Source organism: Actinomycetospora chibensis, from assembly GCF_028737215.1.
GTDB lineage: Bacteria > Actinomycetota > Actinomycetes > Mycobacteriales > Pseudonocardiaceae > Actinomycetospora > Actinomycetospora chibensis.
This window is the reverse complement of record NZ_JAQZAM010000026.1, coordinates 52,084-64,467: the sequence shown is the minus strand read 5'-3', so window position 1 is coordinate 64,467 and position 12,384 is coordinate 52,084. Positions and strand designations below refer to the sequence as shown.

The window sequence follows — 12,384 nt, the reverse complement described above, 5'->3', positions numbered from 1 at the left end:
AGGGCTCCGTGGGGGACCAGGGACCGGCCGGCGCGCCGGGTGCCGACGGTCAGCCCGGCAGCGACGGTCAGGACGGCGCCGACGGCGAGGCCGGGGAGCAGGGTGAGCGCGGCTTCCGTGGCGAGCGCGGCGACCAGGGCGTGCGCGGTGAGCAGGGCGACCAGGGCGACCGCGGTGAGCAGGGCGTCGACGGCGAGCAGGGCATCGCCGGCGAGCAGGGCGTGCACGGCTACCCCGGTGTGCAGGGTGCGCCCGGCGAGCAGGGGGAGAAGGGCGAGCAGGGGAACGCCGGCGAGGACGGTCAGCAGGGTGATACCGGCCCGACCGGTCCGACCGGCGCTGCGGGTCCGCAGGGTCTCGCCGGGCCGCGCGGCGCGCAGGGTCCGCAGGGCGAGCCCGGACCGGCAGGTCCCCAGGGCTCACCGGGACCGCAGGGCGAGCCCGGTCCGGCCGGGCCTCCCGGGCCCCAGGGTGCTCCGGGCGCGCAGGGCGCCCCCGGGCCGGAGGGCCAGCAGGGCATCGCGCAGGACGGCGTACAGCGGTCGACCGTCGAGGACTCCGGCGTCGAGGACTCCGGCGTCGAGGACTCGGACATCGACGACGAGCGCCACGTGCAGGACCGGCACACGGGGGAGCGTTCCCCGTCGCAGCGGCCGGTTGCGCCCGAGCGGTCGCGGCGGTCCGGCGTCGGCATCGTCACCACCGCGGCGTTCCTGCCGGTGCAGATCACGACCTCGGTGCTCCGGGCCGGCGGATCGGTCGTCGCGAACCTGGTGCGGGGAAGCCGGTCCTGACGTTCGACGGCAGGGGGCGTGACGGGGCCGCACGGGCCCCGTCACGTCGCCGGTTGTTCCCGAGGGCGACCCGGTAGGGCCTCCCACGGCGTGATCGGCCGCCCTCGAGGAGCGTCGCTCGCACGGCCGGCCCCGGGACTCGACCGACGACGTCCGGAAGGCCCCGCGTGGATGACGCCTTCGGCCGGGTGGCGTCCCGACCACTCGTCGTGGACGCCGGCGGGTCCCCTGCGCCGGCAGATCAACAAGGTGTTCCCCACCCACTGGTCGTTCCTGCTCGGCGAGATCAACATGTACTCGTTCGCCGTCCTCCTGCTGACCGGTACATGGCTAGCGATCTTCTACGACCCGTCGATGGCCGAGGTCGTCTACGACGGCGTCTACACCCCGCTCCGGGGAGTGGCCGTGTCGCGGGCCTAGGAGTCGACGATGAACATCTCGATGGAGGTCCGGGGCGGCCTGTTCATCCGGCAGGTGCACCACTGGGCCGCCCTGCTCCTCGTCGCCTCGATGATCGCCCACATGATGCGCACCTTCTTCACTGGTCCGTTCCGGCGACCCCGCGAGTCGAACTGGGCCCTGGGTGTGCGCATGTGGCCGCCCTGGGAGCTCTACATCCTCGGGTACACGGTGCCGGCGATCTTCTTCCCGGCCGTGATCGGGGTCCGGACTACTCACCGTCCTGCTCGGTGCCTACCCGTGATCGAACGGTTCCTCACGAAGGACACGGCACACCACAACCTGCTCCAACGGCCGCGGGACGCCCCGGCGCGCACCGCCACCGGCATGGTCGCGATGGTGCTCTACACCTGCACATCAAGCGGCTCCCGCACGGGGAGTTCGTCGAAGTGCAGCAGCCGCTCGCCGGTGTCGACGCCGCGGGTCATCCCCGACGGCTGCCGAACCAGGAGGCACCCGTGCCGCGGAAGGCGAACCATCTCGGTGTCGCCGGCGAGCCCCTGCGGGGTGGGTGGTTCCGGCCCGACCCGGCCGACGAGCAGGTCGGCGGCGCCCGCGAGGGCGGGGCGGCGACCCCTTGGAGGTCGACCCCACGAGCTCGCCGGACGACCCGACGCCGGCCGTCCGCGCGACGTCCAGGACTGAGGGGAGACCGTGCTCGACGACCACGAGCAGCGTGCGCTCGACGCCACCGCCGCCCTCATCGGCCACGAGGACCCGGTCCTGGCAGCCCGGCTGCGCTGGTCCTGCCGCTACTGGTCTCCGAGAGCCCGGACGGGCGCGACCGTCGCGGCCAGGCGCCCATCGCGCGGGTCGGGGACCGCTAGGAGACGGGCCCGGCCGGGGTCAGTCCCCCGGCCACTCGCCGCTCCACTTCTGGAACGCGGTGGCGCCGCCACGGTCGATGAGCACCTTCACGACGGCGAAGATCGCTCCCTGCAGGCCGGCGGCGAGCAGGACGGTCGCCAGACCGGTCCCGGTGTCCAGGGCGTTCGGAGGGGCCGACGGCGCCTGGCTCGGGGCCGCCCGTCGCCATACCTTCTTGAAGACCAGGTTCGCGACGAGCCCACCGAGGATCGAGCTCACGATCCCGACCGGCCGGTAGAGGACCTTCGCGCTCGTACTGGTCCGCACGGCGTCCGACCGGCTCATCGCCGCACCTTCTTCCAGGCGGTCCGCAGGACGAGCACGGCGGTCACCGAGGCGGCGACCTTGACCGCGATCGCGCGGGCCTCCGGCGTCAGGTTGCCGTGGTCGTCGGTGGCGGAGTCCCTGGCATGGCAGGCCCGCCACTCCCTCGACGAGGCCCAGCACCGCGCCACGACCGCGGCCCGGAACGCCCGGTCGGTGAGACCTGCTCGACCTCCGCCTGGAGGTCGGCGGGAGGGCGGCGCTCCGGCGGGACGCCGGATCGGCCACGGGGAGGCGCGTGGCGGCACCTCGGGCAGGCTCGCCATGAGCGCCGCCGCCGGTGACGACCCGGCTGTTCCGGGTCGGGGATCGCACGCCGAGGTCCAGGGCGACGGGTGAGGATGCCCAGCGCCCGGCCGGGGTACGCCGACGGCGGCGGTGACGAGCGTCGGCCGGGCGGGGTTCAGGCCGAGGCCGTCATGGCCACGCGTGCCGCGCGCAGGGGCGCGCTGGCAGTGTGGAGGTGGCGCAGGGTCTGGGCGTAGGAGTCCAGGAACCCGGTCTGGGTGTAGGCGATGTCCTGGCGGGCGCAGAACGCCGCGACCAGTGGTTGCGCGCGCCGCAGGTTCGGCCGCGGCATCCGGGGGAAGAGGTGGTGCTCGATCTGGTAGTTCAGCGCGCCCAGACCGTGGTCGACCAGGGTGCTGCCGCGGATGTTGCGGGAGGTCAGCACCTGCTTGCGGATCGGGTCGAGCTGATCGGCGGCCGACACCATCGGCATGCCCTTGTGGTTGGGCGCGAACGACGCCCCCAGGTACAGCCCGAACAGGCCCTGCTGCACGACGACGAACACCACCGCCGGGCCCGGCGACAGCACCCAGAAGACCGTCCCGAGGTAGAGCGTGGCGTGGGCGAGGAGCAGCACGGCTTCCAGCCGAGGGGCGTCGACCGTGCGCCTCACGACGGCGGCGACGCTGGTCACGTGCATGCTCCACGCCTCGAGCAGCAGGAGCGGGAAGAACAGTGCCGCCTGGTGCCGGGTGATGAACCCGGCCGGTCCGCGGCGGCCCACCGCCTGGTCGGGGCTGAAGGCGATCACGGGGATCTGGACGTCGGGGTCGCGCTCGTCGTGGTTGGGGTTGGCGTGGTGGGCGTTGTGCTTGAGCACCCAGTTGCTGTAGCCGAGCCCGATCGCGAGGTTCCCGGCCAGGTAGCCGAGGGCGTCGTTGGCCCGGGTGCTCGTGAAGATCTGGCGGTGTCCGGCGTCGTGGCCGATGAACCCGCAGTGGGTGAACACCACCGCGAACACCGGCGCCAGGGCGACGGCCCACCACGAGTCACCGATCAGGACGAACGCGATCACGGCGGCGACGAACACGGCCGCGGTGGCCGCGATCACCACGGCGTAGAAGCCGAGACGGCGGTCGAGCAACCCGGCACCGCGCAAGGTGCGGGTCAGCTCGGCGAACTCCGTCCGGCGCGCGGGCATCGACGTCGGCGGCAGGGGAGCGTCGGCCGGGGTGGCCGGTGCGTCATCACGGCGGGGGGAGGGAGCAAGGGCTGCTCGGGCTCTCAAGGCGGCTCCTGGATCACGGGCGACACGGCACGCGACTCGGGTCCAGGGACGCCAGGCGGGTATACCCGACGTCGGGTGTGGTCACGCCCAGCTACCGGGAGTACTGCGGGGATGCCTCCTCCGTGGTCGGCCCCTGGGCCCCGTCGCCCGGGCCGGCCGGGTCCTTCTCCGGCGCCGGCGCCTGTGCCTCGGTGTTCGCCTGGAAGTCGGTGAGCTCTTTCATCAGGCCCCGACGAATCCTCGGCTGCTGGGACAGCGCGACCGCGACGATGGTCAGCAGGATCCACATCGTGACGCTGCTGAGGATGACGAAGATCGCGGGGAGGACGGCGCTCCCCAGGCGCGCCGCCCATTCCTGGGCCGCGAACACCCGCCAGAGCAGCATGATGTTCACCGCGTAGCCGATCGCGTAGGACACGGCGAAGACGATCGCGAACTGTTTGAGGGTGCCATCCTTGCGGCGGCGCAGGATCGGCTCGTCCCGGATAGGCACCACGACGGACAGAACGTTGCCGACCCCCAGCCACAGCACGATGAACGAGATCATCAGGGCGCAGGCCTTGAAGAACGCGTCGAGGTTGCCGGCCCGCCAGGCGAGGAGGCCGCTGAGCAGGAAGCCGACAGGGGCGACCAGGCAGATCAGGGCGAGGTTCTTGACCACCAGGAGGTGCCACAGCCGCGCGCCGCTGTCGAGAGCGGCCCGGACACGCATCGCGTCGAAGCTCATGGCGTTGAGGCAGACCGCGCCGCCCATGACGACCGAGATCGCCCACAGCCCGAGGTAGGGGAGCCACGCCTGGGCCCTGTCCCACTGGAACACCCGGATGACGCCGAGGTAGAGCAGGCCCAGCGCGAGGCCGATCGCGAGGCTCTTGACGATCGAGCGCGGCTTGCGGGCGAGCATGTACACGATCTCGCCGCGCACACCGTTCGCCAGCGCGGGCCCGTGCCGGGCGACAGCGTTGCGCCCCTGCAGGGGGGTGTGGCCGTCGATCGTCTCGGCCCCCGGCTCGCCCTCGCCGGCGTCGATGCGGGCGAGCCGCGCGTCGAGCACCGCGAGGTGCGCCTCGAGCAACGCCAGCCGCGCCACGGTCACGGCGCCGGCAGCCTCCGACTCGGCGCGCGCGGCGTCGGCGTGGGTCACCGTCGCAGAGGGCTCGCTGCGGAGTCCTTCGTCGAGGAAGGCGTCCCGGAGACGGGCCCGCCGTTCGCTCAGCACGGGGCCGGAGGAGAGCTTCTCCAGCTGGTGCTGCTCGGTGATGGCGCTCTCCACGCGACGTCGGAGAGCGTCGACGTCCTCGCGTTCCTTCCACCTCGACGCGAGCGCGGCCCGTTCGGCGGCGCCCGCGCGCTCGACGAGCTCCGTCAGGTCCTCCACGGCGGACATCGCGACTCCTCGGGCGACGACGAATCGTGGCGGAGGCCTCGCGGGTCCGCCCTCGGCGCCGAGACAAGCGGTGCCGGCCGGTGCCCGCATCACCCGCCTCGGATGAGTCGGGCCGCAGGACTGGTAGACCGGCAGGTGTGATCGACGAGGTCGACCTCGACCTGCCGGTGCGCGCGGCGCTCCCGGAGCTCGAGGCCGCGCTGAGCGCGCGGGGGGCCGCCGTCCTCGTCGCTCCGCCCGGCACCGGCAAGACGACGCTGGTCCCGCTCGCGCTGGCCGGGTCCGTCCGCGGGCGGGTCCTCGTCGCCGAGCCGCGCCGCGTCGCCGTCCGCGCGGCGGCCCAGCGGATGGCGTGGCTGCTCGGCGAGACGGTGGGCGGGCGGGTCGGCTACGCGATCCGCGGCGAGCGGCGCACCGGCCCCGAGACGCGGGTGGAGGTCGTCACGACGGGGCTGCTCGTGGCCCGGCTGCAGCGCGACCCGGAGCTCACGGGGGTCGACGCCGTCGTCCTCGACGAGTGCCACGAGCGCCACCTCGACACCGACCTCGCGCTGGCCTTCGGCGTCGACGCGCGCGCCGCGCTGCGCCCGGACCTGCGCCTGCTCGCGACGTCCGCCACGGCGGCCGCCGACGACCTGGCGGTCGCCCTCGACGGACCCGTCGTCACCGCCCCCGACCCGATGCACCCCGTCGACGTCGTCTGGAGCCCGCCCCCGCGTCCCGTCCCGCCGCCCCGCGGGATGCGGGTGGAGCCGGCGTTCCTCGACCACGTGGCCGCCGTGGTGCGGCGCGGGTTGGTCCAGGCCACCGGCGACGTGCTCGTGTTCCTGCCCGGGCGTCGCGAGATCGACGACGTCGCCCGCCGCCTGGGCCCCGTGGACGCCGAGGTCCTCACGCTGCACGGCGGGCAGGACGCGGTGCACCAGGACGCCGTGCTGGGCGGCTCGTCCCGAGGACGCTGCGTCGTGCTGGCGACGTCGATCGCCGAGACGAGCCTGACGGTGCCGGGCGTGCGTGTGGTCGTCGACGCCGGGCTCTCGCGGCGGCCGTGGACCGACCACGCGCGCGGCCTCGACGCGCTGGTCACGGTGCTCGCCTCGCAGGCCTCGGCGACGCAGCGCGCCGGGCGCGCCGGCCGGGAGGCCGCGGGGACGGTGTTCCGCTGCTGGTCGGAGGCGGAGCACGCGCACCGCGACCGCGACGACGCCCCGGAGGTGGCGCACGCCGACCTGGCCGGCTTCGCGCTGCAGCTCGCGCGGTGGGGCACGCCGGACCCCTCGGGGCTGGCCCTGCTCGACCCGCCGCCTGCCGTGGCGTTCGACGCCGCGCAGGAGGTGCTGCGCGGGCTGGGGCTCGTCGACGAGGCCGGTCGCATCTCCGAACGGGGGCGGTCGGTCGCGACGGCCGGCGTGCACCCCCGGCTCGGTCGCGCGCTGCTCGACGGCGCGGAGGCCACCGGGGCGGACACCGCGACCGAGGTGGTCGCGCTGCTCGCCGCCGACGTGCAGGGCGACTCGGACGACCTCGAGGAGCTCCTGCGCACCGCCCGGGCCACGAACGATCCGCGGTGGCGGGCGGAGGTCCGGCGGCTCCGGCAGGGCAGCGGCCCCCGTCGTCGCAGCGGTGCGACGTCATCGCAGGGAGCGGCCTCGGTCGTCGCCCTCGCCTACCCCGACCGGCTCGCCCGGGCCCGCGGCGCCGACGCCCGCGAGTACCTGACGACGGGGGGCACCGGGGTCGAGCTCGCCGCGGCTTCACGGCTGCGGGGCAGCCCGTGGATCGCCGTGGCCGACGCCGTGCGCGGTCCCGGCGACCGGGTGGCGCGGGTGCGGCTCGCCGTGCCCGTCGACGAGGAGCTCGCCCGGGAGGCCGCCGCGGGCTGGTGGCACGACGACGCCGTGGTGGCCTGGGAGGGCGGCGACGTCGTGGCGGAGCGCCGCGAGCGCCTCGGCGCGATCGTGCTGGCCCGCCGGCCCCTGGCCCACCCCGACCCGGCGGCGGTCGCCGCCGCGATACGCGACGGTCTGGCCGCCGAGGGGCTCGGGCTGCTGCGCTGGGACGACGCGGCGACGGCGCTGCGGGCCCGGCTGGCGTTCCTGCACGCGGCGCGGGGCGACCCGTGGCCGGCCGTCGACGACGAGGCCCTGCTGTCCCGTCTCGACGAGTGGCTCGACCTCACGCGGGTGCGCCGCCGGGGTGACTTCGCGCGGGTGAAGGTCTCGTCCGCGCTGCGCCACCTCGTGCCGTGGTCGGAGGCCGGCAGGCTCGACGAGCTCGCGCCGACGACGGTCACGACGCCGTCCGGACGCAGCGTGCGCGTCGACTACACCGACCCCGCGGCCCCCGTCGTGGCGCTCAAGGTCCAGCAGGCGTTCGGGTGGGAGCGGGCGCCCGTCCTGGCGGGGGTCCCGGTCGTCGTCCACCTGCTCTCGCCCGCGGGACGTCCGGCGGCGGTGACCGCCGACCTCGCGTCGTTCTGGGACTCCGGCTACCCGCAGGTGCGCGCGGAGCTGCGGGGCCGCTACCCCAAGCACGCGTGGCCGGAGGACCCGCGGCGCTGACGGGAGCAGTTCGCGACGGAGGTACCCACGGCACCGGTGCGGTCCTACCGTGGAGGGTCCTCATCGTCGTGGACCTGCGGGAGTCGTCGTGGAGCGTCCGCTGCTGAGCCCGGCCGCGAGCTACGACGAGCTCTGGCGCCAGGTCGACTTCGCCACGATGGACATCCCGGAGCGGTTCAACCTCGGGGTGGCGTGCGCCGACCGGCAGGACCCGGGCGCGCGGGCGCTCACGGTCGTCGACGTGGACCGGAGCTCACGGGACCACACGTTCGGCGAGGTGACCGAGTCCTCGAACCGGCTCGCGAACGCGCTGGCCGCGCTCGGGGTCGGGCGGGGCGACGTCGTCGGGCTGGTCAGCCCGGCCTCGTTCGAGACCGGCGTCGGCTTCGTCGCGATGTTCCGGATGGGCGCGATCGCGCTGCCCCTGTCGTCGCTGTTCGGCCCGGACGCGCTGCGCTACCGGCTGCGCAACGCCGGCGCGAAGGCTGTGGTGACGGCCGCGGCGAACGCGGACCGGGTGCGCGAGGCGCTCGACGACGGCGGCGAGCAGGTGCCGCTGCTGGTGATCGGCGGTACCGGTGCCGAGTCGTACGAGGACGCGCTGGCCGCCGCGTCGCCGGAGTTCACACCGGTGGACACGGCCGCGGAGGACCCGGCGTTCCTGATCTACACCTCGGGCACGACCGGCGACCCCAAGGGTGCGCTGCACGCGCACCGCATCGTGTTCGGGCACCTGCCCGCCTTCGAGGCGATCTTCGAGTTCTACCCGAAGGCCCACGACGTGCTCTGGTCGCCGGCCGACTGGGCGTGGATTGCGGGGATCATGGACATCCTGGTCCCGGCCTGGTTCCACGGTCTGCCCGTGGTGGTCGACCGCGAGCCGGCGTTCACCGCCGAGCGGTCGGTGTGGCTGATGCGCGAGTTCGGCGTGACGCTGACGCTGCTGCCGGCCACCGCGCTGCGGGTGATCCGCGCGTCCGGGGTCGACGGTGAGGGGTTCGTGTTCCGCTCGGTCGCGTCCGGTGGCGAGGCGCTCGGCGCCGACCTGCTGAAATGGAGCGAGGAGTTCTTCGGCGCGACCGTCAACGAGGGCTACGGGCAGACCGAGCTCAACGCCTGCATCGGCAACTGCGCGTCGGTGTATCCGGTCCGTCCGGGATCGCTGGGCAAGGCGCTGCCGGGGTTCACCGCCGTCGTGCTCGACGACGCCGGCGCGCCCGTGATCGACACGGTCGGCGAGCTCGCCCTCGACCGCCGGACGCCCTCAACGATGCTGGAGTACTGGCGCAACCCGGAGGCGACCGAGGCCAAGTTCCTCGGGAACTGGCTGCTCACCGGCGACCTGGCCCGCCAGGACGCGGACGGCTACGTCTGGTTCGAGTCCCGCAAGGACGACGTGATCAACTCGGCCGGCTACCGGATCGGTCCCGGCGAGATCGAGCAGAGCCTCGGCGGGCACGAGGCCGTCGCGATGGCCGCGGTCGTCGGCGTGCCGGACGAGCGGCGCGGGCAGGTGCCCAAGGCGTTCGTCGTGCTGCGCCCCGGTGTCACCGCCTCCGCGGAGCTCGCCGACCAGCTGCGTGGTCACGTCCGGGCGCGCCTGGCCGCCCACGAGGTCCCACGGGAGATCGAGTTCCTGGACGAGCTGCCCCGCACCACCACGGGCAAGATCCTGCGCCGCGCGCTGCGGGAGGACTGACCCCCGGCGGCGTCATGCCCTGCCGTCGACCGGGCGGCGCAGGCCCGCCAGCAGCAGGATCACCGCAGCCACGATGAGGACGACCGGTTGCAGGACGAAGTAGCGCTGGAAGACCAGCAGCTGCACCGCGATCCAGCCGACCTGCCCCACGCCGGCCAGCACGGAGACGGCCGGGGCGAGCCGGTGCCGGCGCAGTTCCAGCACCGCCGCTGCGAGCATCGGGGTCGCCACCACGAGCAGCAGAGCGACCGCGGGGACGGTCCACGTGGCGAACGGGGTGCCCAGCAGCCAGGCGTCGGACATTCCCAGGGTGCCCGTGAGCAGGCCGAACGCTCCGTAGAGCGCGCTCAGCCCGAGCAGTCCCTCCAGGACGACGAGTGCTGCCCGGGTCGAGGTGTCGACTCGTCGAGCCTCCAACAGCGTGGTCATGGCCACCTCCTCGCCTCCCACGCTGCCCACGCGGGCCACCGGGACGGCAGGGCCGGTCGGCCCGTCTCCCGCGGAGACGGGCGCGCCGACGGGCGCACGGATCGCGCTCGACGCGTCGAGCCGTCAGCGGTCACCCTCGTCCGGGATGTCGGAGCCGGAGCCGGAGCCGGAGCCGGAGCCGGAGCCGGAGCCGTGGGACGGGACGACGGCGCCGTTGCTCGGCACGTCCGCCGTGGCCGCGGTCCCGAGGGCCGCCGAGGCGTCCACCTCGGCCGGCGCGGGGACCGGTGACGGCGTCGCGGTGCTGGTCGGCGCGGGGTCGCCGCTGCGGTTCTCGAAGAAGCGCAGCAGCTCGACCGGGAACGGCATCACCAGCGTGCTGTTCTTCTCCGACGCCACGTCGGCCACGGTCTGCAGCAGGCGCAGCTGCAGCGCGCCCGGCGTCTCGCCCATCGCCGCGGCGGCCTGGGACAGCTTGCTCGAGGCCTGCAGCTCACCGTCGGCGTTGATCACTCGGGCCCGCCGGTCGCGCTCGGCCTCGGCCTGCCGCGACATCGACCGCCGCATACCCTCGGGGAGCGAGATGTCCTTGATCTCGACGCGGTCGATGCTGATGCCCCACTCCTCGGTGGGGGCGTCGATGACGTCCTTGAGCTCGCCGTTGATCCGGTTGCGGTCCGAGAGCAGCGTGTCCAGGTCGGCGCGCCCGATGACCGAGCGCAGCGAGGTCTGGGCCACCTGGGAGGTCGCCTGCAGGTAGTTCTGGACGTTGATCACGGCGCGGACCGGGTCGTGCACGCGGAAGTAGACGACGGCGTCGACGCCGATGGTGACGTTGTCCCGGGTGATGGTGCTCTGCGACGGCACGTCGAGGACGACGGTCTGCACCGAGAGCTTGGACATCCGGTCGACGAACGGCACCAGCAGGCGCAGGCCCGGCTGACGGATGTCCGGCAGGAGACGGCCGAACCTCAGCACGACACCCCGCTCGTACTGCTGCACGAGCCGCACGCTCGCCGAGACGAGCACCAGCAGGACCAGGACGACGACGACGAGGGAGATCAACAAGGCACTCACGGGAACTCCGCCCAACGAGAACGGGACGGGGCCTGCCGAGGTCCGGGGCCAACTCCGCCGGTGGGTTCGACCCTACGCCGACCGGCCCTGTCCCGCGGGCGTGGGCGCCCAGGTGTCCGCCAGCAGCGCGACGAGGCGGGTCGGGGCTACGTTGCGCCGGTGGCCTCTCTCCTGACCGCGGACGATCTCGACGGCATCGGTGCCGACGCGCAGGCCGCGCGCGACCCCCGGCCCTACGCCGTCGAGCTGGTCGACGCGGTCGAGGGGGGCAGGCTGGCCGACCCCGAGGACGCCGGCTACGCGCTGAGCCTCGCCGCCGAGGCCCGCGAGCTCGCCGGGGACCACGAGGAGGCCCTCGCCCTCTCGGCCCGGGCGGCCACGACGGGCGAAGGGACGGTCGACGCGACGTGGCTGCAGGCGATCCATGCGGAGCGCCTGCTGCGTCTCGGACGCGAGGACGAGGGGATGACCGCGCTCGCGGCGCTGCGGCCGCTCCTGCACCGCGACGTCGACGCCGTGGGGCCGGTCGTCGAGGCGCTCACCGAGACCGGGCGCGCCGAGCTCGCCGAGCAGTGGGTCACGGCCGCCATGCTCACCGCGATGGAGCGCGAGGACCGGACGACCGACGGGTCCGACGAGCAGCTCGAGGTGGCGGCGTTGGTGGACGAGCTGGTCAGGACCCGCCGCGACGTCCGCGCCGGGCTCGGTCGCGTCCCCGACGAGTACGACACGCTCGCCGACGACCTGGACGCCGCGCCGGACCTGGTGTTCTTCCCGGAGGCTGCGTTCACCCAGCTCCTGGCCGCCCAGCCGGAGACGGCCGACGAGTTCGGGCGCGACTGGGACGCCCACCGCGCGATCGTCGAGGGCGAGCTGCAGGCCGCCGACGCCGAGGGCGAGGTCCTCGAGGTCGAGGTCGCGACCCCGGAGCTGCTCGCCGCGATGCTGTCGGACGACGACGCCGCCACCGCTCCGGAGGCCGGTCCCCGCCTGCCGTGGCCCCCGGGCCGCAACGACCCGTGCTGGTGCGGCTCGCGGGCGAAGTACAAGAAATGCTGTCTGCCCCGCGGACGCGACCGGGTCGACGACGCGCCGCCGCCCGCGGCGACAACCGAGCCCGAGCCCACCCCGACCGCCGGTGCCACGCCGAGCGCGGCGCCGCCGTCGTCGGAACGCGTCATCCAGCGCCGCTCCGGCCCGCGGACCAGGGCGCGCTGAGAAGCGTCCTCGAGAAGCTGGTCCTCGAGGTCATCAGCGGGCTGATCAGCGGG

Annotated in this window: 9 protein-coding genes and 2 pseudogenes; 5 read left to right on the top strand and 6 right to left on the bottom strand. The window is 74.3% G+C overall.

What is annotated here, in order from left to right; all coding sequences use genetic code 11:
* Both PH189_RS27355 and PH189_RS30620 read left to right on the top strand, forming a co-directional pair.
* Positions 1-794: pseudogene (locus PH189_RS27355) on the top strand (hypothetical protein); the annotation flags it as partial.
* 171 nt (positions 795-965) lie between these two features.
* Positions 966-1,379 (top strand): annotated as a pseudogene (locus PH189_RS30620) (cytochrome b N-terminal domain-containing protein); the annotation flags it as partial.
* A 720-nt stretch (positions 1,380-2,099) separates the two neighbouring features.
* Here PH189_RS30620 and PH189_RS27345 read toward each other — a convergent pair.
* The 4 genes from PH189_RS27345 to PH189_RS27330 form a co-directional block, all read right to left on the bottom strand.
* A complete protein-coding gene (locus PH189_RS27345) occupies positions 2,100-2,405 on the bottom strand; it encodes a DUF4235 domain-containing protein (RefSeq protein ID WP_274192021.1) in 306 nt (101 codons plus the stop codon).
* A complete protein-coding gene (locus tag PH189_RS27340; RefSeq protein ID WP_274192020.1) occupies positions 2,402-2,575 on the bottom strand; it encodes a hypothetical protein in 174 nt (57 codons plus the stop codon). Before PH189_RS27340 ends, PH189_RS27345 begins: the two co-directional genes overlap by 4 nt.
* A 272-nt stretch (positions 2,576-2,847) precedes the next feature.
* Positions 2,848-3,873 (bottom strand): fatty acid desaturase family protein, encoded by a 1,026-nt coding sequence (locus tag PH189_RS27335; protein WP_274192019.1) that lies wholly within the window; start codon positions 3,871-3,873, stop codon positions 2,848-2,850.
* A 178-nt stretch (positions 3,874-4,051) separates the two neighbouring features.
* Positions 4,052-5,347, bottom strand: a complete 1,296-nt coding sequence (locus PH189_RS27330) for an MFS transporter (RefSeq protein WP_274192018.1) — start codon at positions 5,345-5,347, stop codon at positions 4,052-4,054.
* A gap of 137 nt (positions 5,348-5,484) precedes the next feature.
* On the opposite strand from PH189_RS27330, the gene hrpB reads away from it, so the two are divergent.
* Both hrpB and PH189_RS27320 read left to right on the top strand, forming a co-directional pair.
* Positions 5,485-7,908: an ATP-dependent helicase HrpB gene (hrpB, locus tag PH189_RS27325; protein ID WP_274192017.1), complete on the top strand. Its 2,424-nt coding sequence runs from the start codon at positions 5,485-5,487 to the stop codon at positions 7,906-7,908.
* Between the two features lie 88 nt (positions 7,909-7,996).
* Positions 7,997-9,607: an AMP-binding protein gene (locus PH189_RS27320; RefSeq protein WP_274192016.1), complete on the top strand. Its 1,611-nt coding sequence runs from the start codon at positions 7,997-7,999 to the stop codon at positions 9,605-9,607.
* 12 nt (positions 9,608-9,619) lie between these two features.
* On the opposite strand, the gene PH189_RS27315 is transcribed toward PH189_RS27320, so the two are convergent.
* Together PH189_RS27315 and PH189_RS27310 are read right to left on the bottom strand one after the other, a co-directional pair.
* Positions 9,620-10,036 (bottom strand): hypothetical protein, encoded by a 417-nt coding sequence (locus tag PH189_RS27315; protein ID WP_274192015.1) that lies wholly within the window; start codon positions 10,034-10,036, stop codon positions 9,620-9,622.
* A 123-nt stretch (positions 10,037-10,159) separates the two neighbouring features.
* Positions 10,160-11,104, bottom strand: coding sequence for a slipin family protein (locus PH189_RS27310; RefSeq protein WP_274192025.1), 945 nt, complete (start codon positions 11,102-11,104; stop codon positions 10,160-10,162).
* A gap of 168 nt (positions 11,105-11,272) precedes the next feature.
* Here PH189_RS27310 and PH189_RS27305 point away from each other — a divergent pair, with 168 nt between their 5' ends.
* Positions 11,273-12,331, top strand: a complete 1,059-nt coding sequence (locus tag PH189_RS27305) for an SEC-C domain-containing protein (RefSeq protein WP_274192014.1) — start codon at positions 11,273-11,275, stop codon at positions 12,329-12,331.
* Positions 12,332-12,384 lie beyond the last annotated feature (53 nt).